Here is a 25,506-nt window from a genome sequence, read left to right as displayed (position 1 = left end):
CGCGGCGGTGAACCGCCAGCGGAACTCGGGAAACATGACCGGGAGGCAGCGGATGTCGACAGACGCTCTGTCGCGGATCAGTTGGACGCCCAGCTTCGGCGGACGCCTCGTCGAGGACGACGGCATCGACGCCCAGGATCGCGTGAACGCGCAATGCATCGAAGTATACCACTATATAGTGCGACACGGCGCGATCGCGCCGTCCGGGTTCGACCGGGTGGCGGTGGAACTCGGCCGGACCGGACACGAAGTGGTCTCGACGATCATGCAGCTCGTCGAGCTGCGCCTGTTACGTACCGACGGCGCGGTCGGCGGCCGGTTGGTCCCGGTCGACCCGCAGTATGCCGCCACCCTGCTGGTCTCACCGATCGAACGCGCGATCTACCAGCAGCGGGAGCTGGCCGACCAGCTGCGCGAGCGGATCGACTCGATCGCCGGCGCAAGGGACTCCGCCGTGGTGCCCGGCGGCTCGATCGACCGGCTCGAAGGCGTGGCGGAGCTGCGCGGACTGCTCAAGCAGGCCGCTGACGTGTGCCGCGACGAACTCGTCGTGCTGCGGCCGAGCCACGACGACGACGAGGTGCTCGACCGGCTCCTCGAGGCCTGTCACGGCGTGCTCGACCGGGGCGTCTCCGTCCGGATCATCTCGCCGCACCGCAGCCGGGCCGGTTTCGCCTCCCGGGCCAAGTCCCGGCGGTTGATCGACGGCGGCGCGGCGATCCGGACCATCAGCCAGGTCCCGCAGGCCTCGGTGGTCTTCGACCGCTCGCTCGCGGTGGTGTTCGGGACGTCCGCCGACGGACTACTGCCCACGGGGCACCGGGTCCGCGACGAGAACGTGGTGCGGTACCTCATCGAGATGTTCGACCAGCTCTGGGAGGGCGCGGCACCGCTGGCCGCGGACGAGACCGGCTACGCCGACGAGGTCGCCGACGACCTGCAACGCTCGATCGCGCTGCTGATGGCCCAGGGCCTCACCGACGAGGCGGTGGCCCGTCGGCTCGGGATGTCGGTGCGCACCTGCCGCCGACACATTGCCGCGCTGCTGCGCAGTCTCGGCTCGGTCAGCCGCTTCCAGGCCGGCGTGCAGGTGGCCACCCGCTTCGCCACCGGGTCCCCGCTCGGCACCTGATGCCCGCCGGGCCGGCGCGGGGACCGGCTCAGCCCACCCGGGTCAGCCGGGCTGCCAGCGCCCGCAACGGCCGGGCGCTGGCCAGCTGATCCGGCGAGATCCCGACCCAGCCCCGCTCGCGCAGCGCGGACAGGGTGCGGGGCACCCGCAGAGCCCGGCCGCCGGCGGCCGTGTAGCTGTCCGAGCCGTCCACGGCGGCCAGCTCGTTGACCAGGGCGACTACCTCGGTGAGCAGCTCCTCGGCGGGCCCGGGCGACCGGCCGCCGGCCGCCGTCGCCGGGCGATCGAGGTCGGCGTGCGCGTCGGTGTCGACGTCCCCGTCCCCGGCGTCGACGAGCTCCAACCGGTCCGGGCAACGCACCGCCGGCCGGTCGTACATCGTGCCGAGGACATGCGTGCGCAGCTCGGCCGGAGTGAGCGGAGCCCGGGTCCGTACCCGGGCGACCAGCTCGCCCGTGCGCACCTGCACCCGCGCGTCGATCACCGCGGGATGCGAGCGCAGCGCGGCCCGGGTCGCCTCGACGCACACCGCGTCCGACCCGACCCGGACCAGTTCGCGGCGGGCCGGCGGGGCGAATCCCAGCTCCCGGGCTGCCTCGCTGACCCGCAGGTCCACCGAGGGGTCGCGGTGCGCCTCGATCAGCCGGACATGACCGCGCAGGAACCGCTCCACCGCCTCGGCGGGCAGCACCGCCGACTGGGCGTGCAGGGCCACCGTCACCCCGTCGCGCCACTCGTAGATTCCGAGGTAGCTGTCCGAACCGGCCTGCGCCCAGGCCGCCGGCGGGGTGTTCCAGGCGAACCGGTCCCGGCGAGCCCCGCAGGAGCGCGGGGCGTAACTCAGGAAGTTCACCTCCGAGGCGATCCGCACCGGCTGGCCGCGACGGAAGCTCTCGGCCGCGATCAGCTCGGCGATCTCGTCGTACGGCACGTAGGCGTGCCGCTGCGCCTGCTCCACCCGGTCCGCCGTGCGGCGCAGCAACTCGCTGAACGGCGGATCGTCGGCCAGCTGCACGGAAACCACCGTCGGGGAGAACATGCACGTCATCACGGACATGTGCTGGCTGGCCTCACGGTGGCTGGTGAGCCAGCTGAACGGGACCGACGCCTCGCCGGTGTAGCCGGCGGTGAGTATCGCGTAGCAGGCCAGGTGGACGGCCGACGGCCAGCAGCCGTGCCGTGCCGCGATCTCCCGGCTCGCCGTCAGCAGCCCCGGTGAGGTGATCGACGCGCTGAACGCGGTGCCCGGCCCGGCGGCGGTGGACCGCCGGGAGGCGAAGACGTCCGCCGGGAGCCGCTCGATCTCCCGGCGCCAGTGCGCCAGCTCGGCGGCGTTCGCTGCGGCGTCGCGGTTCGACTCCTGCCGGGCGAGGTCCACCGGCTGGTGCGCCACCGGCGGCAACACCGCCCGGCGGCGGGCGGTGATCGCGGCGAGCATCGCCTCGAACTCGCGACGGAAGGTGTTCAGGCTCCAGTCGTCGAAGGCGATGTGGTTGAGCACCACCACGAGGCGCCGGGGCCGGCCACCGGTGGTGACCACGCAGGCCCGGATCGGCCAGTCCCGGGTCAGGTCAAAGTCGGCGACGGTCAGCTCCGCGACCACCGCGGCCGGGGCCGGGGTGCCGTCCGACTCGGTCGACACCAGCCGTACCGGCAGTGGCGCGGGCGGTTGGACCCGCTGCTGCGGCCAACCGGCCGGATCGGCGAGGATGACGGTACGCAGCGCCTCGTGCCGGCGGACCAGGTGGTTGATCGCGGCGCGCAGATCGGCGACCGAGATGCCTTCCGGCAGGGGGCAGTTGGCGACGATGTGTGCGTCGTGCCGGGCCCCGGCGGGTATGTGCTGGTACCGGAGCCAGTGGTAGCGCTGGCCCCAGCAGAGATTCGCGCTCTTCTCCACAGAAACTGACTCCTCTTCCCGCGTTCGTCCGCCCATATGATCGGGCCGCCGGAAACGTTTCGGCTAGTCAGTGCCGGTGACAATAATTGACGGCAAAGAGCTGCCATCGGCCGGCACCGGGCAGTTCTCCCGACGCTATTGACACCGGGTGGCCTGGTCGGCAAATCTCTGCGTACCGATCCAACAGGCTCGGGAAACTGGTTCAGCAAAACCCGGAGAAGGAGTGATTACCATGGCGAAGATCGCTGCCAAGGCCGCTGCCAAGGCTGCCGCGAAGGCTGCCGCGAAGGCCGCTGCGAAGGCTGCCGCGAAGGCCGCTTCCAAGAGCTCCCTCTAAGTCTCAAGAGGGTTCGGTGGCATGGTCGGTGAGCTGCCTGGAGGTGGCTTCGCCGGCCATGCACCATCAATCCGCACAAGGGAAGGATCGGGTCAATGGAACGTTCGGAGATTATCGAGCACCTGCGGATCTCGCTGTCGGTGGTGCTCAACCGGGAACTGCCCGAGCTCTCCGCCGAGACGCAGATCCTTGAGGACCTGGAAATCGACTCGATTCGTTTCATTGAGCTGATAATGAGCCTTGAGGACACCCTCCAGCTCGACGTCGATCCCGAATCGCTGGAGCCGGAGGTGTTCCAGTCGGTCGGTTCCTTCGCCGACTACATCCAGACCCGCCTGCAACAGGTGGACGTCGCCCGTTAGCCGTTCGCGGCAGGCACAGGAGGACCGCATGCGGGACATGATCGACGAGTGCGAGCAGACGGCGTACTCCGCCGGGCTGGCCGCCGGGCTGGCCGTGGCGCTCGCCGAGGCGCCGGGCATCACGCCGCCGGGCCGGGTCGCCGCCGTTCCCACCGCCGCCCTGCCCGCCGGTTGGGCGACCACGCCCGCCTCGACGGTCGGGCATCGGATGGCCGGTCAGGAGGGCATCAGCTTCGCCACCACCGACGGCCACCCCGGCCCCGCCGACGGGCAGCTCACCCAGTTCTGCGCGCACCTGGGCGCGGTCCGGCTGGGCGTCACCCGACGGTTGCTGGAGTGGGCCGTGGAGTACCTCTCCGGCCGGACGGTCGGCGGGGAGCCCACCATCCGCAAACAGCTGGTGCTGGGCGTACTGGCGGACGTGCAGACCGCCGTCGAGGCGGCCCGCCGGTCCTTGCGGGTCTCCGGCACGGTCCCGGCCGCGGTGCTCGACGTGCACGACCGGGTGACCACCCTGGACTGGGAGGCCGCCAAGCTGCTGGGCGCCAGCGGATACGTCGCCGGCACCCCCACCCGCGGCGCGTACGTGGCCCAACTGACCGCGAACTGCTGGCTTCCCCGGGAAGGTGTCTCATGATCGAGCTGGATCCGCCACTGCGCGCCCTACGGGACCAGTGCCGGGACGCGGCGACGGACCTGCGCTCGCGGGCCCTGTCGGTCGACGTCGACCCGGAGGACATGACCGGGCACCTGGACTCGCCGGCGCTGGCGATGGTCCGGGCGGCCAGCACCCCCAAACGCTTCCAGGACCCGTCCGGCTGGCAGGGCGAGTACACCGACAGCTGCCTGTCCCGCGCGGTGGCCAGCCTCGAGCTGGCCTGCGGTGACGCCGGCCTGCTGACCGCCAACACCGGCCCGGCGCTCGCCGGCATCGCCGTGGACGCGCTCGGCAGCGAGGCCCAGCAGGAGTTCTTCTACGAGTCCATCGCCGACGGCCGGACCTGGACCTTCTTCGCGATGACCGAGGACGCCCGCGGCAGCGACGCGACCGCGATGGAGACCCGCCTCGACGCGGACCCCGACGGCGACTACCGCCTCTTCGGCGCCAAGCGGTACGTCGGCAACGGCTCCCGGGGTGCGACCGGGGTGGTGTTCGCCCGGACCGGCCGCTCCCCGCTGTCGATCAGGGCGGCCATCCTGAGCTGCCCGACCCCCGGCTTCGCCGGCCACGCGCTGGAGATGACCGGGCTGCGTGGCGCGCGGATCAGCGAGCTTTCCTTCGACGGGGTGCACGTACCGCGCGAGATGCTGCTCGGCGCCCACCTGCCGGCGTCCCGCCGTGGGATCTGGGGCGCGAGCCGGACCTTCAACGTGATGCGGATCCAGATCGCCGCGATGGCGCTCGGGGTGGCCTTCGCCGCCCGCGACTACGTCTGCGAACAGCGGCCGGGCTGGTCCGGGCACGAGCTGACCACCGCCCGGCTGGCGGCGGCGCGGGCCCTGCTCTACGACGCCGCGAACGAGGTCGACCTTTCGCCGGACGACCGTCGGACGCCGTCGATCGCCAAGCTGCACGCCACCGACCTGGCTGTCCACGTCACCGGCTGGGCAGCGAACGCGCTCGGCCCGGGCTCCCTGCTGCTGCACCCGCTGCTCGAGAAGTGGTGCCGTGACGTGCGCGCCTTCGAGTTCATGGACGGCACCAGCAACATCCTGCGCCTGCACATCACGCACGGCATCGCCACCCGGAGGCCGACGTCATGACGTTGACCGCGACGCCGCTGGACGGGGTACGCACACCGCGCTGGTCCGCCCGGGCCTTCGCAGAGGCGGACCGCGACCAGGTGCTGGGGATGTTCACCGAGCCGGACTTCTACTTCCGCACGGCCCAACCGGACACCCGCGGTGAGTGGGAACTGCTCGATCTGCTCGGCACCGAGACCGAGGTGCTGCTCGCCGACGGTGAGCCGGTGGGCCTGTTCGCCACCGAAGCGGTTGGCGCCGAGCACGGCTGCCACTACCAACTGCACCTGCGGCTGCGTTCCGGCGCCCCGCTGAACTGGTGGTGCCAGGCGTACGACGAGGCGGTGCGGGCGCTGCGCTGGCGGCGCGAGGTGGTCCGGATCTCCGTCCTGGTGGGCGAGTACGACCAGGACGGGCTCGAGGCGGCCCGGGCGGCCGGGCTGACCGAGGAGGGCACCCTCGCCGACGTGGTCGTGCAGGAGGGACGCCGGTACGGGTACGTCTTCTTCTCGCAGATCTGGGTGCCGACATCATGACATTGCGCGGGTACCGCAGTACCGACCTACCGCTGCTGACCGGGCCGTGGCTCGCCGGCGAACTGCTCGGCATGCCGCTGGAGCAGGCACCGGCAACGGTGGTGCCGGCGGCGGTCGAGGCGCCGAAGGACAACACCGTGGAGCTGTGCGTGCTGCCGGGAGCGGCCTTCGTCCGCTTCGCCGAGCTGGACTGGGTGCACCGCCGGGCCCGGTTGGAGATCGGCGTGCAGCCGGGCGCCGATGACCTGGTCCCGGCGCTGCTCAAGACCGCCGTCTCGCACGGCTTCCGGGTGCTCAACCTGCACCGGCTGTACGGCTGGGTGACCCCGGCGGCGGCCGCGCCGGTGGACCTGTTGCAGGACGCCGGGTTCATCGGCGAAGCGACGGTCCCGGCCGGCCGGTGGTTCGCCGGCCGTCCCGTCGACCGGCAGATCTGGGGAGCGGTACGCCATGACTGAGATTCAGCGACTCGACACCGCAGCCGCCGCCTCGGCGCTGGCGGCGGTACCCGGGGCGGCCCGGGGTTTCCTCGGCGTCGACCCGGTCACCCAGAACCACGCCCTGCTGGTCCGCGAGCTGACCCGGCTGGGCGCGCAGGTCTTCCGGACCGGTGACACGCTGCTGGGCTACCTGCCCAACGAGGAACAGCCACGCCAGGCGTACGTGGCGAGCACCTCGCCCGATCCCGAGCCGCTACGCGGTTTCCTCGACTTCCTCGGCAACTACCAGCGGTGCACCTCGTTCGTCGCCCTGGTGCCGGCGGACAGCCCGCCGGTGCTGGCGTTGCACGACTGTGGGTTCACCCGGGTCGGCACCTTGCGCGAGCACCGCTACCAGTCCGGCGCCTACCAGGATGTGTCGGTGTACTTCGTCCGTGGGGAGGACACGTGCCGTTCGTGACGGTCAGGCATCTCACCGAGGCCGACATCCCCATCCGGACCGCGCTGATGCGCGAGTCGCGGTTCCAGGCGAACCTCACCGACTACGCGGTCGTCACCGGCGACGACGTGCTGGAGCACCGCCAGCGGGTGGGTATCACCGAGGAACACGACATCAAGCGGCACTTCACCCTCTGCGGCCCACGCGAGCAGGTGGTGGGGTTCGCCTGGATCACCACCATCGACTGGCGCAGCCAGTGCTGCGAGCTGTCGTTCGGGATCCTGCCCCGGTTCCGGGGGGCCTTCGGCGCCGCGGCGGTGGCCGCCGCGCACACCTTCCTGCGTACCGAGCTGAACATGCGGGTCGTGGTGAACCAGGTGCTCGAACACAACACCATGCTGCTGTCCTCAGAGAACCTGGCCGCGCAGCGCCGGGTGCGCTGCGCCTACGACTCGTACACGGTGGGGCAGTGGCGCACCGCCTGCTACTGGTCGGAGAACCAGCAGGACGCGCAGGCACAGCGGTCCCAGGTCGAGGACCGCCGCGCCGCGGTCGCCGAGCGGATCCGCGCGATGACCCAGCGCGCCCGGTGAACACCGATGGCGCGACCGGAGGCTACCTGCGGTTCCCCACCGTCGCCGGCGACACCGTGGTGTTCACCGCCGGGGACGACCTGTGGCGGGTGCCGTTCGCGGGTGGACCGGCGAGCCGGCTGACCGCCGGCGGCACCGAGTACGCCCACCCCCGGTTGTCCCCGGACGGCAAGCTGGTGGCGTTCGTCGGCTCGGACGACGGACCGAGCGAGGTCTACCTGCTGCCGCTGGCCGGCGGCCCGGCCCGCCGGCTCACCTTCCAGGCGGCCCGGTGCGTGGTGGTCGGCTGGCACCCGCACCACGACGAGATCATCTACGCCAGCACCGCCGAGCAGCCGACCGGCTTCGGCTACCGGCTCTTCGCCGTCGGGGTCGACGGCGGGCCGACCCGGCTGTTCGACCACGGCGCGGCCAGCACCCTCTCGTACGGCCCCGGCGGCGCGCTGGTGATCGGGCGCAACCTCGCCGACCCGGCCCGCCGCAAGCGGTACACCGGGGGCGCCGCCGGTGAACTCTGGGTCGACCACGACGGCAGCGGCTCCTTCACCCGGCTGGCGCTGCCCGGCAACGTGGCCAACCCGTGCTGGGTCGGTGACCGGATCTTCCTGATCAGCGACCACGAGGGCACCGGCAACGTCTACTCGTGCCGGCCGGACGGCAGCGCGCTGACCCGGCACACCGGACACCGCGACTTCTACGCCCGTGGTCTGAGCACCGACGGACAGCGGCTCGTCTACCACGCCGGTGCCCGGTTGTACGCGTTGGACGCCCCCGGTGAGGCGTCCCGGCGGCTCGACGTCTCACTTGCGAGCTCGCGCCGCCAGCAGGCCCGGCGGATCGTCTCGGCCGCCGAGTTCCTCGACAGCGCCCGCCTCAGCCCGGACGGCACCAACCTGGCCCTCGTCGCGCGGGGCAAGGCGTTCACCATGGCGCACTGGTCCGGCCCGGTGCGTCGACACGGCACCGCCGAAAGGACGCGGCACCGGTTGCTGAGCTGGTTGGCCGACGGCCGCCGGCTGGTCGCGGTCGCCGCCGACGACCGACCGGACGAGCGGCTGGTGCTCTTCCCGGCCGAGGGCGGGGCCGCCTCGGTGGAGATCCCGCTCACCGACATCGGCTGCGTCACCGAGCTGGTCGCCTCGTCGGCGTCCGGCCAGGTGGCCTTCGCCACCAACCGCCAGCAGCTGTGGCTGCTGGACACCGACAGCGTGCTGCCGACACCGCGGTTGCTGGACAGCAGTGCGTTCGAGCGGATCGAGGACCTGGCCTGGTCGCCGGATGGCCGGTGGCTCGCCTACACGTTCCCGGACACGCCGCGCACCTCGGCGATCAAGCTGGCGGAGGTGGCGCTACGGCGCTCGTTCCAGGTCACCCGACCGGTGCTGCGCGACAGCCGGCCGGCGTTCGACCCGGCCGGGCGCTACCTCTACTTCCTTGGCCAGCGCGACCTCACCCCGGAGCACGACCAGGTGCGCTTCGACGTCGGCTTCCCCTTCGGTAACCGGCCGTACCTGGTGACCTTGCGGGCCACCGAGGCGTCGCCGTTCGTGCCGCGGCCCGTCGACGGTGCGCGGCGGGGCACCGAGGCCGGAGCCGGACCGCCGTTCGTCGAGATAGACCTCACCGACATCGATCGCCGGATCGTCGGGTTCCCGGTACCGGAGGGGCGGTACGCCAGCATCGTCGGACTGCCCGACAGGGTGCTCCTGCACACCGTGCCGGTCACCGCGCCGGACCCGGTCAAGCCGGACGCTGCCCCCGTCGGCATGGTCACCGTGGTCGACCTGCAGACCGCGGAGGTCACCGAGGAGCAGTTGCTCGGGGTCGACGACATCAGCGCCAGCCCGGACGGCGGCACGCTGCTCTGCCAGGTGCGTGACCGGCTGCGGGTGCTCGCCGCCGAGGACGCGGAGGACGCCGACGACGACCCGTACGCCCGGTGCGCCCCGCCGACCCGGAAGAACGGCTGGGTAGACCTGACCCGGCTGCGGGTGTCGATCCAGCCGGCCGCGGAGTGGCGGCAGATGTACCGCGAGACCTGGCGGCTGCAGCGGGAGAGCTTCTGGCACGCCGAGATGTCCGGGCTGGACTGGGACGGGTTGTACCAGCGCTACCTGCCCCTGGTGGATCTGGTCGGGTGTCGCTCGGAGCTCTCCGACCTGCTCTGGGAACTGCAGGGCGAGCTGGCCACCTCGCACGCCTACGAACACGGTGGTGACTACCGCCGGCCTGTCGAGCAGGCGCAGGGGTTTCTCGGAGTGGACTGGAGCGCCACCACCAGCGGGGTCGGCGATCCGCCGGCACAGTGGCGCATCGAGCGCATCCTGCGCGGTGACCCGTGGAACCCCGATGCCACCTCGCCGTGCAACCGGCCCGGTGTCGACCTGCGCCCGGGTGACGCGGTGGTGGCCATCGACGGGCAACCCGTCGGCCCGGCCGGGCCGGGGGAACTGCTGGTCGGCCAGGCCGACCGAGAGGTCGAGCTGACGGTGCTGCGCGACGGCGCCGCCCCGCGCCGGGTGTGCGTGCGGGCGATCCGGGCCGAGGGCCGGGCCCGCTACCGTGACTGGGTGGAGGGCAACCGCGCCCTGGTCGCATCCACCTCGCGGGGCCGGCTCGGCTACCTGCACGTGCCGGACATGTTCCGGACCGGCTACGCCGACTTCATCCGGGGCTTCCTCTCCGAGCTCGACCGGGACGGGCTGGTGGTGGACGTGCGCTTCAACGGCGGCGGACAGGTCTCGCCGTTGCTGCTCGACCGGCTCGCCCGGCGCCGTGGTGGCGCCGAACACGGGCGCTGGAGCGGCGCCACCCCGTACCCGGTCGAGTCGCCGCGCGGCCCGATGGCGGTGCTCATCAACGAGCACACCGGATCGGACGGGGAGATCTTCAGCCACATGTTCCGGCAGCTCGGCCTGGGGCCGCTGATCGGGAACCGGACCTGGGGCGGCACCATCGCCACCTGGCCACGCCACGAGTTGGTCGACGGCACGGTCACCACGCAACCGGAGTTCTGTTACGTCTTCGACGGCATCGGTGCTGGCCTGGAGAACCACGGCGTCGTGCCGGACGTCGTCGTGCCGGACCCGCCGCAGGGCGTGCTGGCCGGGGCCGACCCCCAGCTCGCCGCCGCCGTCGCGCATCTGCTGGCCGGCCTCGGGCAGCCGGCGCCGGCCCGGCCGACCGCGCGACCGCTGGCGGCGCTGTCGACCCGCTCCAGGTTGGTCGGGTGACCCGGTGACGGCTGGAGACCTCGGAGCACCGCCGGCGACCGCCGTGCTGCCCGCCGCGCCGGACGGCCCGCCGCCCGCTACCGTCCCGGGCCCGCCGAAGGTGCCCGCGGCCGGACAGCCGCACACCTGGTGGGTGCCGGTCCGGCCAGGTGGCGGTCGCGTCGACCTGCTCGACCCGGCAGAGCGCCTCCGGGCCGAGGACCTGCTCGGCTCGCCGGCGCGGGACGTCTTCGTGACCTCCCGCGCGGCCCAGCGCCGGTTGGGCTCCCGCTATCTCGGCGTACCGCCGGCCCAGGTGCGCATCGACCGCGACTGCCAGTACTGCGCGGGGACGCACGGCCGGCCTAGGTTCGCTGATTCCCGGGTCGACTACTCCGTCTCGCACACCGAGGACTGGGTGCTGCTGGCGGTGGCTGGAGTCGGCCTGATCGGGGTGGACGTCGAGCGGTCGAGCCCGGACCGGGACACCGACGGTCTCGCCGCGGTCGCGCTGACCGCCAATGAACGGGAGCTGTTCGCCCGGGTGCCCCCCGCCGATCGGCCCGGCTGGTTCCTGACCGCCTGGACGCGCAAGGAAGCGGCGATGAAGTTGACGGGATTCGGGCTGCGGGCACCGCCCGGCCAGCTGGACGTGAGCGGGCCGACGGTCACCGTGGGCAGCGTTCCCGGCTGGCCGCGCATCCCTGTCCATCTGCACGACCTGCCTGCCCCGGCCGGTCACGCGGCGGCGCTTGCCAGCACCGTTCCGGTCCGCGCGGTGCGGTCCTTCCCGGTGCCCGGCGAGCGTGCTTTCCGGGCCACCGGATGACGACGGCCACGGTGGAGGACGATCAGGGCGGCGGGGCGGGGCAGGCGACCACCCGACGCCCGGCTGCCGTCCGGAAAGTCGGCGGCGCTTCTCCAGCCATTGCCGCCTGGATCTCGGCGCTCCGGTCCGGATCGTCACGCAACTCGCCGACACGTCAACCAGGCCAAGGGCGATCGGGGTCGGCTCGGTGTCGTCGGTGTCGTGTTGGTCGGTGTCGACGGTAATCAGGCGGGCTTTGGCCAGTAGTTCCAGGCCCGAGTAACGGCGGCCTTCAGTCCATTCGTCGGTCTGCTCGGCAAGGACGGCGCCGACGAGGCGGATGATCGCCGGCCTGTCGGGGAAGATCCCGACGACGTCGGTGCGGCGGCGGATCTCCTTGTTCAACCGCTCCTGCGGGTTGTTCGACCTGATCTGCCGCCAGATCACGCGGCGGCCGTCTCCGATCTACGTAACACGCCCATCACGGGCCAGTCGTACACCACTCCGTTGGACGCGACGGAACCACCTTCTTGTCGGCACCGGCCATGAGCGCCATCGTGGCTGCTCCGTGGCGCAGGTCGTGGGGGCGAACCGGCGGAATATCGTCGCGTCTCACCAGCCGCTTAACCTCTATCCCTCAAGCTCTGGCCTCCAGGCTACGAGGGGAAGGGCAGCCACCCTCTTATCGGAGTTTTGGCCGTGGCGTTCGTGCGCACACCTCTGCCCTGATCCGCATCAACCCGGTCCCGAATCTCGACGGGCATCGATAACTTCTGGCAGCACGACGGCCCGCCGCTGGCGCGCTGCTTCGCCTCCTCGCGGGAGGTGTGCTGACGCCGCGCCGCCCCGGTGATACCCGATTTGAGGGTTCCCCACGGATCTCTCGCCGACATCGCGCAGAACTCTCAACAGCGTTGTTCAACGATACGGTTGAAGTCATGACTCTCGTTGTCCAGGACACCGCCCACGTCGTCGGCGCGGCCAACGTCATGAGGCTGCTGCCGACGCGGCCGCGGCTGCTCGCCCTGGGACGTCCGCAGCGGTGATCGCGTCCCGCACCTGGGATCGGCTCATTGGGGGGACGAACACCACGCCGTCCCGGGCCGCCTGGGCGGTCTCCTCGGTGATCAGCGCGTCCAGCGCACCGGATCGCGCGGTCAGAACCTGACGCACGCCCGCAGCGCGTCAGGGCGCAGCGCGGAACTCGCCGTTCGGCCGGGGTCATGATATCGCTAACATGACTTGACATCGATTCCCTGACCGAGGTTGCCGCCCCGGGCACCCAGTCGGGATGTCGCGGTCCGGCGGGGCCGACGCCGGCTTCTCGCTCCCCGAACCCGATCTCGCGGACGTGCGCCCCCGGCGATGCGCGCCGCGCCCGGCGCGCTCCGACTGTGCCCCGGAGGTGTGGGCATTGCGGCGCCGGCACGTATTGACGAACGGGATGTTATCGCTCACTCTCGATGTCGAGGATGACGGCACCTGTGGCTCACCGGGCGAGCCCGCTGGCCGAACCTCGCGTCCAGGGCATCCCCAGGGGTGCGTGGACGTCGCTTCAGGACCATCAGCAGCTGTGTGCGACAGCCGGTCGGACTGCCCGTGCCAGCGCGGACCGGCCGACGACGACCGGCGGAGCGCACCTGGGCGGCGTCGCCACCCACCCGTCTGACCGTCCGCGAGCCGCGTCCGCCGTCCCGGACCGGCTTGCCCGAGCGAACCGGCACATCACCACCACCGGATTCACTGGAAGGAATGCCATGAGATCCAAGAGAACCCTGCTGTCGACGATGGCCCTCGCCGTCGCGTTGACCGCGGGTACGACGGTGGCGCTGGCCCCGACGGCCAGTGCCGGAACGACCCTGAAAGCGTCCGCCGCCGAGAAGGGTCGCTACTATGGCGCGGCCGTCGCGACGGGCAAGCTCTCCGACAGCCAGTACGTTGGCATTCTCAACCGCGAGTTCAACAGCGTTGTCGCCGAGAACGAGATGAAGTGGGACGCCACCGAGCCGCAACAGGGTCGGTTCAGCTATACGGGCGGTGATCGTCTCGTCAGTCACGCTCGGGCCAACGGCATGAGCGTGCGGGGTCACGCCCTGCTCTGGCACGCGCAGCAGCCGGGTTGGGCGCAGAGCCTCTCCGGTAGCGCGTTGCGCAACGCCGCGATCAACCACGTCACCCAGGTCGCCACCCATTTCCGGGGCCAGATCCACTCCTGGGACGTGGTGAACGAGGCGTTCGCCGACGGTGGCAGCGGCGGTCGGCGTGACTCCAACCTGCAGCGCACGGGCAACGACTGGATCGAGGCGGCGTTCCGCGCCGCCAGGGCGGCCGATCCCGGCGCGAAGTTGTGCTACAACGACTACAACACCGACGGCGTCAATGCGAAGTCGACCGGTATCTACAACATGGTGCGGGACTTCAAGTCCCGGGGCGTGCCGATCGACTGCGTCGGGTTCCAGTCCCACCTGGGAACCTCGATCCCGGGGGACTACCAGGCCAACCTGCAGCGCTTCGCCGACCTCGGCGTCGACGTCCAGATCACCGAACTCGACGTCATGAAGGGCTCCAACCAGGCCAACATCTTCGCCACGGTCACCCGCGCCTGCCTGGCCGTCGCGCGCTGCAACGGCATCACGGTCTGGGGGGTGCGGGACAGCGACTCCTGGCGCGGCGACGACGACGCCCTGCTGTTCGACCGGTCGGGCAACAAGAAGGCGGCGTACGACGCCGTTCTCAACGCCCTCAACGCCGGCACCAACCCGCCCACCACGCCTCCGCCGGGCTCCCCGGTAGACACCAGCGCCTGGTACGTGCTGGTGAACCGGAACAGCGGCAAGGCGTTGGACGTCTACAACCTCGCGACCAACGACGGCGCCCGGATCACCCAGTGGTCCCGCAACAACGGCAACCAGCAGCAGTGGCAGTTCGTGGACTCCGGCGGCGGCTACTACCGGGTGAAGTCCCGGCTCTCCGGCAAGGTGCTGGACGTCTACAACTTCTCCGGCTCCGACGGTGCGGCGATCGTGCAGTGGAGCGACGGCAACGGCACGAACCAGCAGTTCCGCCTCGCCGAGTCGGCCGGGGGTTACCTGCGCCTGGTCAACCGCAACAGCGGCAAGGCCGTGGAGGTGCAGGGCGGGTCCACCGCCGACGGGGCGAACATCGTTCAGTACACCGACTGGGGCGGCAACAACCAGCAATGGCAGCTGATCCGCATCGGGTAGCTGGTCCTCCGTTCGGTGGCGCGGACAGCATCCGTTCGCGCCACCGCAGGCGGGCAACCGGCCAGGGACGTGCGCCGGTGGCCGCATCGCGCCCGTACGACGAACACCGTGCTGACGCCACCAGACGTCGGCACGCACGCCAGGCCACCCGCATGCGTTCCGCTCGCGGGTGACCCCGACCAGAGGAGTGGACCATGAATGCCATCGGTGCGGGTCGTCGCGCCCTTCCACCGAGACATCGCTGGCGGTCAGGGCTGGCCGCGACGGCTGCGGCGGTCATCGCGGCCAGCACGTTGGTCGCCGTGGACGCGGCCCCCGCAGCTGCGGCGACCGTGGACACCAGCGCCTGGTACGTCTTGCTGAACAGGAACAGCGGCAAGGCGCTGGACCTGTACGCCTCGGCCACCAACGACGGTGCGCGGATCAGCCAGTGGACGCGGAACGACGGGGCGAACCAGCAGTGGCAGTTCCTGGACTCAGGTGGCGGCTACTACAGGCTGAAGTCCCGGCACTCCGGCAAGGTCCTCGATGTGCACAACTGGTCGACCGCCGACGGCGGAGCGATCGTGCAGTGGTCCGACACCAACGCGACGAACCAGCAGTTCCGGCTCGCGGACTCGGACGGCGGTCACGTCCGGCTGATCAGCCGGCACAGCGGCAAGGTCGTGGAGGTGCAGGGTGCCTCCACCGCCGACGGTGGGAACATCGTGCAGTACTCCGACTGGAACGGTGCCAACCAGCAGTGGCAGCTTGTCCGCGTGGACAGCGGCAACCCGCCGTCTGGAGGCACCGGGTGCGGTAGGGCACCGACGCTGTCCAGCGGCACGCACACGATTCAGAGCAACGGCAAGAGCCGCTCCTTCATCCTGCGGGTGCCCACCAACTACAACAGCAACAACCCCTACCGGCTGATCTTCGCGTTCCACTGGCGCGGCGGCACCATGCAGGAGATATCCTCGGGCGGCACCAGCGGGACGGCCTGGTCCTACTACGGGCAGCAGGAGCAGTCGAACAACAGCGCGATCTTGGTCGCGCCCCAGGGAATTGGCAACGGCTGGGGCAACGCCGGCGGTGAGGACGTCACCTTCGTCGACGACATGATCAGACGGATCGAGAGTGACCTCTGCGTCAACCCGAGGCAGCGGTTCGCCCTCGGCTTCAGTTGGGGCGGCGGCATGAGCTATGCGCTCGCCTGCGCGCGGGCCACCGTCTTCCGGGCGGTCGCGGTCATCTCCGGCGCACAGATCAGCGGGTGCAGCGGCGGTACGCAGCCCATCGCGTACTTCGGGCTGCACGGCATCTCGGACAACGTCCTGAACATCTCGCAGGGGCGGTCGTTGCGCGACACGTTCGTCCGGAACAACGGTTGCACCGCCCAGAACCCGCCCGAGCCGGGGCCGGGCAGCCGTACGCACATCACGACCACCTACTCCGGCTGCAGGGCCGGCTACCCGGTCCAGTGGGCCGCGTTCGACAACGGTCACATGCCCGGACCGGTGGACGGGACGTACGCCGAGAGTGGCGTCACCACCTGGACCAAGGGTGAGATCTGGAGGTTCTTCGCGCAGTTCTCGTGACGCAGACGGGTCAGGCGGCGCTGGCCCTCGCGACGCGGGGGCCGGCGCCGCCTGACGTCGGGCCGGGATGGCGAGGATCCTGAGCGCCGGCCTCCTGGCCGGGTCAGCGTTGCAGGCGGGTCGGCTTGCCCGAACCGCTGCGGCGGACCAGCCAGGCCTCGGTGATGTGGGTGAACATGGCCTCGGCCGCGCCGTCCGGGTCGTGCGCGGCGATGCGCTCGTAGATGCGCCGGTGGCCGCGGTTGGACGCCACGCACAGGGAGCGTTCGGTCCGGCCCATGTAGCGGGCGGTGTTGATGACTGGCTCTCCAGCGCCTGTACGACACCGCGAGCGATGCGGTTCCCGGACGCCTGCATGACCGTCGCTGATCGGTCGGCGATGAAGGTGCTCCAGTGGGCGCCCGGACTGCGATTGAGCATCAGGGAGCGCCACGGGCTGATTGTGTTTCCGCGGATCCACAAGGCGTCTTCAAGGTGGCAAAGGAAGGGCTTGTCCGGCTGCCGGTCGAGTGGTCGGTGATGCCCTGGTCCGGTTACGGGGAAATCCATGGACCATGACCCGCGATACCGTGAGCGCCGTGCGGACAGCGGTCGACTTCCAGGGAGTCGTGTGATGACGATGCGGGTGAAAGCCGTCCTGCTGGACCTGGACGGCACTCTGCTGGACCACAAGGGTGCCGCGGAGAAGGCGTTCCTCGCCGCCTGCCTGCAATGGCTTCCCGACCTCGACGAGGAGGCGCGGTACGAGGCTCACACGGAGTGGCAGCGGCTGGAGGCCGTCCACATGCGGGCGTACTTGGACAAGACAATGACCTTCCAGGAACAACGGCGGGCTAGGCTCCGCGGTGTGCTGTCCGCCTACGGCCGAGAAACCGGAGCCGTGAGCGACGACCAAGCCGATGACCTCTTCACGCTCTACCTGCGCCACTATGAGAATTCCTGGGCAGCGTATAGCGACGTCCCGGAGGTGATGCGTTTCCTCGGCGGGGCACCCGCCGGTGTGGCGGTGTTGAGCAACGGCGATCGCGCGCAGCAGGAAGCTAAACTGGCCTCGCTCCGTCTCCCCTCGACGCCACCGCTGTTCACGCCCTCCGACGTCAGTGCTTCGAAGCCGAATCCCACAAGCTTCCTCGGCGCCTGCGAGCGGATGGGCTGGGAACCCTCCGAGGTTCTGTACGTCGGTGACGATCTTCAGGGCGATGCCTTAGCCGCCGCCGCCGCGGGATTACGGGGATGCTGGCTGGACCGGCAGCAGACGTACGGGGCCGCGGCGCCCGAGGGCATCCTTCGCGTACACAGCCTGTTCGACCTTGCGACGGCCGACCTCTTCGACCGGAGCGCGGCCTAGCTGTGCTGTCCAGGGACGTGGCGGAGCAGTACCCGAAGTCGAGATGAAAGTGCTCCGGTTCGCCTCTGTCGGGGGCGGGCCGGCACTAAGGCGTGTTTCGTAAGAGGTTGTCTCACGTGGCAAGTCTCGCGAGCTTCTTGTAGCAGGTCAGGGCGGTGGCCATGGCCAGGCCTCGGCTCTGCCGGTCGTTGCGGACCACGTACGGGATCTTGAGACCACGAGTAGCCCATGGCAGGCTCATGCCGCATGATTGATGATTTCGCGAAAGCCAACCTGCACGGGAGACTGCGGCGGGACCGCAAGGCGCTGCTCTGGAAACTCGACGGCTTGTCCGAATACGACGCCCGCCGACCTTTGACAGCGACCGGGACCAACCTCCTCGGCCTGGTCAAACACGTGGCCACCGTCGAGGCCAGGTACTTCGGCGAGGTCTTCGACCGCCCTTCCCCGGAACCGCTGCCCCGGTGGCAGGACTCCAACGGCAGCGATCTGTGGGCGACCGAGGACGAGACCCGCGATCAGATCATCGCGTTCTACCGGCGCATGTGGGAACACTCGGACGCGACGATCACCGCGCTTCCCCTCGACGCCCCCGGCCACGTGCCGTGGTGGCCGGAGCCTTATGCCGACACGAACCTGTTCGCCATCATGGTCCATGTCCTCGGCGAGTCCATCCGGCATGCCGGGCACGCCGATATCCTGCGCGAGGGCCTCGACGGCCGGACCGGGTTGCGCGCCGAACACGAGAACCAGATCGACGAGGAAGCCCGTGCAGCCTACTGCGCGAAGATCGAGCAGGCCGCCAGGTCGGCTGACGAGGCGGCATGACCTGACCGACGGGCAGTGGGCTGTTCTGGCTCCGCTGCTGCCTCCCGCGCCAAAAACAGGTCGTCCGCTGAAGTGGGAGAAACGACAGCTCATTGATGGATCCGGTGGCGGATCCGCATCGGCGCCCCATGGCGGGATGTCCCGGCTGAGTCCGCGCCGTGGCCCACCGTCTACGGCCTGTTCCGCCGGTGGCAGCGGGACGGGACCTGAGGACAAGATCCTGTCGGCGTTGCAGACCGCGGGCGATGCGCAGGGCCGGATCGGTTGGACAGTGAGCGTGGACTCGATGACCAGCCGCGCCCACCAACACGCCGCCAGCGCACGCATCGACGGGCATCTGCAGAAGGAACCGCCAGGTGGCGTGCACGACGAGCCGGCCGATCATGCGCTGGGCCGCTCGCGGGGCGGGCTGACCACCTAGACTCACCTGGCTCGCGAGCAGGGGCAGAAGGTGCGCGATCCCGGCGAAGTCGCTGACGCTGAACCTCAACGGCCTGACCTTCCAGGGGTTGTGGCAGGGGAGCACGGCGCTGGCGAACGGTGCCGACCACACCGTCTCCGGCAACACGCTCACGCTCACCCCGGCCGCGCTCACCCGGCTGGCCGGCAACCGGGCGTACGGCGTCAACGCCAGCATCGAGGCCCGCTTCTCGGCGGGCGTGCCGTGGCGGATCGACGTCGTCACCTCCGACCCGCCGACCCAGGCTGCCGCGACGGGGACGACGCAGTCGTTCGCCGTCCCGACCCAGTTCCGCGGCGACCAACTGCCGCCATGGAGGCGAAGTACGCCGACGGCAGTCCCGCCGGACCGGCGGACTGGACCCCGTACGAGGAGTTCTGGCAGCACTTCCAGCCCGACTACGCCGCGTCGACGATCCTTCTCAAGCCCGAGTTCTTCGCCGAGGTCGACGATGGCGCCGTCACCCTCACGTTCCACTTCTGGAGCGGCGCGCGGACCACGTACCGCATCACCAAGACCGGCACCACGGTGACCGGCAGCACCCCCTGACGTCCGGCGGCGCCGCGGCCGGGCACGCCGCGGCGCCGCCGCCATCCTCATGACGCTCGTCGTGGCGATCTTCATCGGCGGCCTCATCCCACTCTCATCGTCGCTTCCGCCCTCGGTGACCACGCCCGCTGGCCGGCGGCGCGACGGAGTGCCCAGCCGCCCGCCGTCGTGCCCGCGTCAGCGAGGCTTTCGCCGGCGTGCGGCAACAGGCGGCGGGGTTGCCCGGACCGGGCCGGACTCGGTCGTGCTCACGTCGGCAGCGAGCTGATGGGCGGCAACCCGGTGCGGGAACCCGGGGACCGACAACTCCCTCGTTGCCAAACAGGCAGTTATGGCTGATCATGGCCTTGATCACTCGTCGACCGCTGGCAGCGGCTCCTTCCAGCCCTCGGGTTCGACCTCTTCGTGATGTCGGAGCCAAGGAGGAACCGAGTCCTTCCACTCCGTCGACAGCCACCTTCGACCAGGCGACCCGTTCCCGGTCGCTGTCAACTCCTGCACGCCGATCACCGCTTGCTGCGCCAGTTGGAGGCAGACCATGCCCTGCTCCTGTCAGCCTGGACGGCCGACGCCGAGCCGCTCCTGCCACGGCACGCCGCACCACCTGCGCGTCGCGACCAGGGCAGGGGGCGCCTGATGGGCTCCACCGGCCCGGTGTTCCTTTCCGACCCCGCCGCGGACTACCTGAGGGCGGTCGGAGCCGGCAAGCTGCCGGCCGACCTGCCAGCCGATCACGCGGTCGCGGTGCTGGGGCCGGAACTCGCGGCGCGGACCTTCCCGCGCCCGATGTTCGTCGCGGAGCGTGAGATCGCTTCGTTCTACGCCGACTTCGAGGTGTTGCTCGATGTCGTCGGCAGACTGCCCGATCTTCTCGCGGGCGGCAGCCTGGCCGCGTTCGGCGCGCTGACCGACGCGCCGGCGGCGATCCGCCCGATGCTCGTCGACACCGACCTGCCACGCCTCGTCCGGTACGGCCGCGCCGACCTGATCCACGACGGCACCGGCTTCAAGGTGATCGAGCTGGGTTTGAGCACCGCGGTCGGCGGGGTGCGGCGGGCACCTCTGGCTGCCGCGATCCTGGCCGACCCACGATTCAGTTCCTTCGCCGAGCGCCACGGACTACGTCACCTCGATTCCGTCACCGGCCTGGTCGACGTGTTGGACGCAGCGGCGCCGGAGCAGGAAGCCGGCAGGCCTGGCGAGCTCAGGGAGGTGCTGATGGTCGAGGCGACCGGCGCACTCGCGGAGTGGGCCGCCGCATGGCAGCCGATGGCCGAGCGGATCGAGACGCGCCCCTTCCGGACTCGGCTGGCAGAAATCGCCGATCTGTCGAAACCCGACGGGACCATCGCCGACGGTGTCGCCGGAGCCAGCGCGATCCTGCGGCTGTTCAACCTGGAGGAACTCGCCGCCGAGCCGGAACCGGCGATCGCCTGGCGGCGGCTGCACCCCGCAGCGGACGACACCATGCCGCCGGTGGTCACCGTACCGGCGCATGACGTGTTCAACAGCAAGTCCTGCCTCGCCCTGGTGCAGCTGCCCGCGGTGCAGGGCGCGCTGACCGAGGCCGAACGCGCTGCGTTGCGCCGGATCCTGCCCCAGGCGACCCGCATCGACGCGTCGTACGACCTGACCGGTCTGATCCGCGACAGGTCCGACAACATCCTCAAACCGACCACGCTGGCCCGGGGGGAGGGCACGGTGGCCGGCTGGACGGTTGACGACACGACGTGGCGCGCCGCGCTCACCACGGCGGCCAGGGACGGCAGGTACATCGTGCAGCGGCGGGTGGTGCCCCGGATCGAACCGGGCTACGACGAGCAGGGCGGCCCGGTGCGAGACTGGCACGCGGTGTGGGGGCTGCACTACGGACCGGCCGGGCTCACCGGTCTCACCTCCCGACTGGTCAGGGACCCGAGCACCGTCATCCGCGGCACCACCGAACGAGGCACCCTGCTCGCGCCGGTGCTCCTCAACTCCGGCTCTCAACCGCCGAGCGGTGACCGCCGTGGGACAGCCACCGCTGGAAGCTGACTCCCGCCGTTGTCGGGCCGCTGGCCGAGGCGCTGTCCGACGAGGACAGGGCCGGAGCGGCGGCGCTGGGCGTCCTCACGAGCGCTCGCTCCGGACGACGCCCTCCTGTTCGGCGATGAGCTCACAGACGTCCGCGACAGTCGGATTGCGGAAGAAGTCACGGAGCCTCAGGTCGACCGCCAATTCGACGTTGATCCTCGTCACGACCTCAGCCGCGAGCAGCGAGTGGCCACCGACGTCGAAGAAGTCGTCCGTCACCGAAACGGTATCGATGTCGAGACACTCGGCGAACAGGGCGCACATCGACTCCTCCAGCGACTTCCGCGCAAGTTGGTCCATGGGCATCAGATTCTCCAGAAGAAGTAGAAGGGACAAACTCGGACTCTGCCCGGCTGCTCGCCGCTGAGGCCACCACGCGGGCGGGCAGTCACCGAAGAGAAACGCACTCCACCCTGCCCGCTGAAGACATCGCCTTCCCGTTCACCATGCTCCGGACGGCCGAACTCAGCGCGCGAACCTCTTCTGCAGCAGTCCCGCACAGGCCGTCCGGTCGGTCTTGCCGCGATCGTTCACCGGAAGGCCGTCCAAGGCCGCGATGCGCGTAGGGATCATGTAGTCGGGCAGGTGGGGGCGAAGCAGTTTGCGTAGTTCACGTCCTGACGGAACGTCACCGGTGCAGGCGGCGGCGAGCTCGAGTTGCCCGTCCAGGTGCGCGACCGCGTGGACGATCGCGTCATCGACTCCTGCCCACATTCGCATGGCGCTTTCTATCTCGGGTAGCTCAATCCGGTATCCACGGATCTTGACCTGGTGGTCCAGGCGACCCAGGTGAACGAGGATTCCATTTTCGAGGGCGATCCGGTCGCCGGTGCGGTACCACGCCTCAGGCCCTGGTTCGGGGCGGTCGGACCCGGGTTGAGGAAGGGCGGGTTCGATGAACCGTCCCTCGTTGTCCTTGGCGTCGTGATAGCCGTGGAACCGCTGGGAGCCCCGCACCTGCAGCTCGCCGGATTCTGGATCGATCTGAAAGTCCAGATGCGGGTACACCGCGCCGATCGGCACTGTTCCGTTGGATGTCGCCGGCCAGGCGCCGCGTTCCTTCGGTAGGCGATATGACGTCATCGCAACCGTGAGCTCGGTCGGCCCGTAGAGGTTCTCCAACGTGCTGTTCGGCGCCGCCTCGGCCCATGCCTGCGCCTGGTTGAGCGTGAGCTGCTCCCCGCAGAACAGGCTCCAGCGCAGCGACGGCATGCATCCCGGAGACAGCAGCCGCGCTCGGGTGGCCATGGAAACCAGAGAGGGTACGCAGAACCAGTGCGTCAACCGGTGCTTGTTGACGAACTCGACCGGATCGTAGAGGTCGTCGGCCGACGGCACCACCAGAGCGGCACCGGATCCCCAGGTGACGAACATGTCGAAGACCGACAGGTCGAACGTCAGGCTGAACATCTGCGAGTGTCGGCAGCCTGGTTCCATCCCGTAGCGGGCGACGTTGAGATCGATGAACGGGTCCACGTTGCCGTGCCTGATCGGCACGCCCTTGGGCTGGCCCGTCGAGCCCGAGGTGAACAGCAGATAGGCGAGGTCGTCAGGATTGCCCGTCCAGTCGGGAAGGCTGTCCCGCGATGCCGATCCGGCAGTGGTGTCCGATGCCGACGGCGATTCGACGCGTACGACACGGGCCGGGAGCGCGTCCAGGAGTGCGGCGTCCGCCGTGTCGTCGGCGACGACGAAGTCCAGGCCGGCCGAGCGGGCGACCACGGCCAGGCGATCGGCAGGATGGGCAGGGTCGAGCGGCACGACGACACCGCCGATCCGCAGCCCCGCGAGGTAGGCCGCGTAGGTCTCGACGGTACGCGTGGACAGCAGGCCGATTCGCGGCCGGTCGACGCCCTCGGCGAGCAGGCGGTGGCCGATGCTGCGGGAGATCCCGTCGAGCTCGGCATAGCTGAACTGCCGTCCGTCGGCGATCAGCGCGGGCTCGTCTGGATACTTCTCGACGCTCCGGATGAACCAGTCATGCAGCATACGTTTCCTCCGGATCAGCTCCCTGGGTTGCCGAATCAACCACAGTCGGCGCAAAGTCGAAATCCTGCTCGCCCGGCGGCTCAAGGAAGTAGTTGATGTCCGCCATCAGTAGTCGCATCCGGTCGTGATCGGTGACCGTGAGCCACCGGTCATCGAGCAGGCTGCGGTTTCGACGCATGACGTCCTCGGAGAAGGGAAGCCCACCCGCGTCCAGATAGCGGACCGCGCCGGCACGATCCCGACACGGCATGACGTTCGACCTCGCGTGCCTGCTCGCGCTGAAGGGAACGTCCAGGGAGCCGCGTTCGAATGCCGAGGAGATTGCCAGTGGAAGATTGGCGGCGCCGAGCAGTGGACCCACGATCTCATCCACCTCGCGCTCGATCCAGTGTTGCTCCTCCTCCAGGGCGTCCTCGTCGAGCCGGATGGCGCGGACGAATGGGGCGTTCGCGATCCGTGCGAGGCGCATGCCATGAACGTTCGCCGAGGCGTCCGGGATGCCGTAACCCTCCTGGATCGTCTTCGTGACCACCTTCGCCGCGCCGCCGAGCCTCGCGGTCAGGGCTCCCGCGAATATGAGTTGCTCGGCACGGGCGCGGCTCTTCGGAAAGACACCCATGAACTCGTGGAGCACCGGATGGACGTCGACTGACGAGGGTAGGTAGCGGCTCGCGAGAGACCGGATCGCGCGCAGCGCGGCCACATCCTGCACCAGGTTGCCGGCCTGCGGATACGCGATCGACACGCAGGTCACTCCGGCACGGGTGGCCATGACCGCTTCCAACACGCTGATCGCGAGACTGACCGACGGCGGCACGAGCACGCCGGTGAGGCTGCCGAACAGTTCACGGTCGACGACCACGCCCGCCTGAGCCAGCTCGCCGCACCTCGCGTCGATCTCCGCGTACGCGTCCAACGAGGCCGCGAGCGGCACGTCCTTGCAGTACGGCAGGTTGTACGAAATCCCGCCGCCCTCGAAGGACGTTATTCCTGACGCGATCGTGGTTTCGAACAGTCGGTGCGGCAACGGAGAGCCATGGCGTACCTCCAGCGGGGCCGAGACCGCCTGGTTGAGGTCGCGTCCGCGCCGCCAACCATGCGTCACCAACGGGTAGCCGTTCATTTCCTCAGGGGCGTTGGACAACGACGACAGCGCCCTGTCGAACTGGTTGAGCCGCGTGTAGGAGTCGATCGTCAGACTCAGGATGTCGGGGTGGGCGCCTTCTTCGAGGGCGAGCAGCAGGGCGCGCATCTGCTCATGACCGCCGACACCGCATCGCGGCTGAACCGCCACCAGGCCCTGGGCCTGCGCCGCCCTCAGGACATCGGAGACAGTGGGCTTGTCCAGCCCTTTGATGAAGCCGATCGAATCGGCAGCCGATGGAAGCTCATCGGTGTCCATCGGCTGTCTCCTCGATGCGTGGCGCACCCGAGAATGCGGTCACCTCGCCGTCGGGTCGCCCCCGGAGTTGGTCGAGCACCGTGGGGATCGTGGACGGGTCGCGGAGGATGTGATCCACCCCCAGGGCGTAGAGGGCCGCCTCTTGGCTGATGTCGTCGGTCACGGCCACCGACAGGTTGCCCCCGACGATCACCGGGCAGGTGATCGCGCCGCGTTCCTTCGCCGCTGGCAGGTCGGCGAGATCCTGTCGTGCGTGTCCGTTGAGGCTGCCGACGAGCACCGCCTCCGCTTCAGGCCACCGGAGAAGTGCATCGCACATATCGGACACCGTCGTGCAGGCGCCGAGGTTCACCACGTTGAAGCCGCGGGACCTGAGCAAATAGGCTATGAGGTGGTTCGCGACGACGTGGGAATCGCTGGCCGCGACGCACAGGATGACGGTTCGCCTGCCGGGGCGGTAATCGCTTCTCATTCCTGACCGATTTCTATGTATCGAGGGGTCGACCGGTGCATCCGGCTGATTCGAGTCGAACATCGGTGCTGGACGGCAGCAC

General features: G+C 70.0%; 22 protein-coding genes and 3 pseudogenes. 17 read left to right on the top strand and 8 right to left on the bottom strand.

Annotation, left to right across the window (positions count from 1 at the left end; translation table 11 throughout):
- The first annotated feature begins 52 nt into the window (after positions 1 to 52).
- Entirely contained in the window at positions 53 to 1,132 is a 1,080-nt protein-coding gene (locus F6X68_RS00555; protein WP_151452348.1) for a LuxR family transcriptional regulator, read from the top strand.
- Between the two features lie 28 nt (positions 1,133 to 1,160).
- Here the strand turns inward: F6X68_RS00555 and F6X68_RS00550 are convergent, their stop codons facing one another.
- Positions 1,161 to 3,032: a condensation domain-containing protein gene (locus F6X68_RS00550; RefSeq protein ID WP_192581212.1), complete on the bottom strand. Its 1,872-nt coding sequence runs from the start codon at positions 3,030 to 3,032 to the stop codon at positions 1,161 to 1,163.
- 432 nt (positions 3,033 to 3,464) lie between these two features.
- Here F6X68_RS00550 and F6X68_RS00540 point away from each other — a divergent pair, with 432 nt between their 5' ends.
- Genes F6X68_RS00540 through F6X68_RS00505 form a run of 9 tightly spaced genes read left to right on the top strand, consistent with a single transcriptional unit; the run spans position 3,465 to position 11,523 of the window.
- Positions 3,465 to 3,731 carry an acyl carrier protein gene (locus F6X68_RS00540; RefSeq protein WP_132234309.1) on the top strand — a complete coding sequence of 89 codons (267 nt, stop codon included), beginning with the start codon at positions 3,465 to 3,467 and terminating at the stop codon, positions 3,729 to 3,731.
- 28 nt (positions 3,732 to 3,759) lie between these two features.
- On the top strand, positions 3,760 to 4,368 hold the full coding sequence (locus F6X68_RS00535; RefSeq protein ID WP_151452346.1) for an acyl-CoA dehydrogenase family protein: 609 nt from the start codon (positions 3,760 to 3,762) through the stop codon (positions 4,366 to 4,368).
- A complete protein-coding gene (locus F6X68_RS00530; protein ID WP_151452345.1) occupies positions 4,365 to 5,495 on the top strand; it encodes an acyl-CoA dehydrogenase family protein in 1,131 nt (376 codons plus the stop codon). Before F6X68_RS00535 ends, F6X68_RS00530 begins: the two co-directional genes overlap by 4 nt.
- A complete protein-coding gene (locus F6X68_RS00525; RefSeq protein ID WP_151452344.1) occupies positions 5,492 to 6,010 on the top strand; it encodes a hypothetical protein in 519 nt (172 codons plus the stop codon). Before F6X68_RS00530 ends, F6X68_RS00525 begins: the two co-directional genes overlap by 4 nt.
- Positions 6,007 to 6,468 carry a hypothetical protein gene (locus tag F6X68_RS00520; RefSeq protein ID WP_151452343.1) on the top strand — a complete coding sequence of 154 codons (462 nt, stop codon included), beginning with the start codon at positions 6,007 to 6,009 and terminating at the stop codon, positions 6,466 to 6,468. Before F6X68_RS00525 ends, F6X68_RS00520 begins: the two co-directional genes overlap by 4 nt.
- Complete coding sequence (locus tag F6X68_RS00515) at positions 6,461 to 6,910, top strand: GNAT family N-acetyltransferase (RefSeq protein ID WP_151452342.1); 450 nt, start codon at positions 6,461 to 6,463, stop codon at positions 6,908 to 6,910. Before F6X68_RS00520 ends, F6X68_RS00515 begins: the two co-directional genes overlap by 8 nt.
- Positions 6,898 to 7,482 carry a hypothetical protein gene (locus tag F6X68_RS33340; protein WP_192581211.1) on the top strand — a complete coding sequence of 195 codons (585 nt, stop codon included), beginning with the start codon at positions 6,898 to 6,900 and terminating at the stop codon, positions 7,480 to 7,482. Before F6X68_RS00515 ends, F6X68_RS33340 begins: the two co-directional genes overlap by 13 nt.
- A complete protein-coding gene (locus tag F6X68_RS00510) occupies positions 7,479 to 10,715 on the top strand; it encodes a S41 family peptidase (RefSeq protein ID WP_192581210.1) in 3,237 nt (1,078 codons plus the stop codon). Before F6X68_RS33340 ends, F6X68_RS00510 begins: the two co-directional genes overlap by 4 nt.
- A 4-nt stretch (positions 10,716 to 10,719) precedes the next feature.
- Positions 10,720 to 11,523 carry a 4'-phosphopantetheinyl transferase superfamily protein gene (locus F6X68_RS00505; RefSeq protein WP_151452340.1) on the top strand — a complete coding sequence of 268 codons (804 nt, stop codon included), beginning with the start codon at positions 10,720 to 10,722 and terminating at the stop codon, positions 11,521 to 11,523.
- A gap of 234 nt (positions 11,524 to 11,757) precedes the next feature.
- On the opposite strand, the pseudogene F6X68_RS00500 reads toward F6X68_RS00505, so the two are convergent.
- A pseudogene (locus F6X68_RS00500) lies at positions 11,758 to 11,943 on the bottom strand (transposase); the annotation flags it as partial.
- A gap of 1,316 nt (positions 11,944 to 13,259) precedes the next feature.
- On the opposite strand from F6X68_RS00500, the gene F6X68_RS00490 reads away from it, so the two are divergent.
- Positions 13,260 to 14,726 carry an endo-1,4-beta-xylanase gene (locus F6X68_RS00490; protein WP_151452339.1) on the top strand — a complete coding sequence of 489 codons (1,467 nt, stop codon included), beginning with the start codon at positions 13,260 to 13,262 and terminating at the stop codon, positions 14,724 to 14,726.
- A 194-nt stretch (positions 14,727 to 14,920) separates the two neighbouring features.
- Positions 14,921 to 16,303: an RICIN domain-containing protein gene (locus tag F6X68_RS00485; RefSeq protein ID WP_151452338.1), complete on the top strand. Its 1,383-nt coding sequence runs from the start codon at positions 14,921 to 14,923 to the stop codon at positions 16,301 to 16,303.
- Positions 16,304 to 16,406: 103 nt separating this feature from the next.
- Here F6X68_RS00485 and F6X68_RS00480 read toward each other — a convergent pair whose 3' ends face one another.
- Positions 16,407 to 16,556 carry an FCD domain-containing protein gene (locus F6X68_RS00480; protein ID WP_255474674.1) on the bottom strand — a complete coding sequence of 50 codons (150 nt, stop codon included), beginning with the start codon at positions 16,554 to 16,556 and terminating at the stop codon, positions 16,407 to 16,409.
- Between the two features lie 360 nt (positions 16,557 to 16,916).
- Here F6X68_RS00480 and F6X68_RS00475 point away from each other — a divergent pair, with 360 nt between their 5' ends.
- Positions 16,917 to 17,651 carry an HAD family hydrolase gene (locus F6X68_RS00475; RefSeq protein ID WP_192581209.1) on the top strand — a complete coding sequence of 245 codons (735 nt, stop codon included), beginning with the start codon at positions 16,917 to 16,919 and terminating at the stop codon, positions 17,649 to 17,651.
- A gap of 112 nt (positions 17,652 to 17,763) precedes the next feature.
- Here F6X68_RS00475 and F6X68_RS34590 read toward each other — a convergent pair whose 3' ends face one another.
- On the bottom strand, positions 17,764 to 17,892 hold the full coding sequence (locus F6X68_RS34590) for a hypothetical protein (RefSeq protein WP_255474673.1): 129 nt from the start codon (positions 17,890 to 17,892) through the stop codon (positions 17,764 to 17,766).
- A gap of 5 nt (positions 17,893 to 17,897) precedes the next feature.
- Between F6X68_RS34590 and F6X68_RS00470 the strand changes: the two genes are divergently transcribed.
- The 4 genes and pseudogenes from F6X68_RS00470 to F6X68_RS00455 all read left to right on the top strand — a co-directional run bounded on the left by F6X68_RS00470 (position 17,898) and on the right by F6X68_RS00455 (position 21,522).
- The gene (locus tag F6X68_RS00470; protein WP_151452336.1) at positions 17,898 to 18,479 is read left to right on the top strand and encodes a DinB family protein; all 582 of its coding nucleotides are present in this window, start codon (positions 17,898 to 17,900) and stop codon (positions 18,477 to 18,479) included.
- A pseudogene (locus F6X68_RS00465) lies at positions 18,463 to 18,897 on the top strand (transposase); the annotation flags it as partial. The gene F6X68_RS00470 and the pseudogene F6X68_RS00465, both read left to right, overlap by 17 nt.
- Before the next feature lie 91 nt (positions 18,898 to 18,988).
- Positions 18,989 to 19,488, top strand: a pseudogene (locus F6X68_RS00460) (X2-like carbohydrate binding domain-containing protein).
- A 636-nt stretch (positions 19,489 to 20,124) separates the two neighbouring features.
- On the top strand, positions 20,125 to 21,522 hold the full coding sequence (locus tag F6X68_RS00455; RefSeq protein ID WP_151452335.1) for a hypothetical protein: 1,398 nt from the start codon (positions 20,125 to 20,127) through the stop codon (positions 21,520 to 21,522).
- A gap of 75 nt (positions 21,523 to 21,597) precedes the next feature.
- Here the strand turns inward: F6X68_RS00455 and F6X68_RS00450 are convergent, their stop codons facing one another.
- The 4 genes from F6X68_RS00450 to F6X68_RS00435 all read right to left on the bottom strand — a co-directional run bounded on the left by F6X68_RS00450 (position 21,598) and on the right by F6X68_RS00435 (position 25,424).
- Positions 21,598 to 21,867, bottom strand: coding sequence for a phosphopantetheine-binding protein (locus tag F6X68_RS00450; protein WP_151452334.1), 270 nt, complete (start codon positions 21,865 to 21,867; stop codon positions 21,598 to 21,600).
- A 159-nt stretch (positions 21,868 to 22,026) separates the two neighbouring features.
- A complete protein-coding gene (locus F6X68_RS00445; RefSeq protein ID WP_151452333.1) occupies positions 22,027 to 23,550 on the bottom strand; it encodes an AMP-binding protein in 1,524 nt (507 codons plus the stop codon).
- Positions 23,540 to 24,952: a methylaspartate mutase gene (locus tag F6X68_RS00440; protein WP_151452332.1), complete on the bottom strand. Its 1,413-nt coding sequence runs from the start codon at positions 24,950 to 24,952 to the stop codon at positions 23,540 to 23,542. The genes F6X68_RS00445 and F6X68_RS00440 overlap by 11 nt, the downstream gene beginning before the upstream one ends.
- Positions 24,939 to 25,424 (bottom strand): cobalamin-dependent protein, encoded by a 486-nt coding sequence (locus F6X68_RS00435; RefSeq protein WP_151452331.1) that lies wholly within the window; start codon positions 25,422 to 25,424, stop codon positions 24,939 to 24,941. The genes F6X68_RS00440 and F6X68_RS00435 overlap by 14 nt, the downstream gene beginning before the upstream one ends.
- Positions 25,425 to 25,506: the final 82 nt, after the last annotated feature.

It is taken from the genome of Micromonospora sp. AMSO12t, assembly GCF_008806585.1.
Classification (GTDB): Bacteria; Actinomycetota; Actinomycetes; order Mycobacteriales; family Micromonosporaceae; genus Micromonospora; species Micromonospora reichwaldensis.
This window is presented reverse-complemented; position numbering and strand designations above follow the sequence as displayed.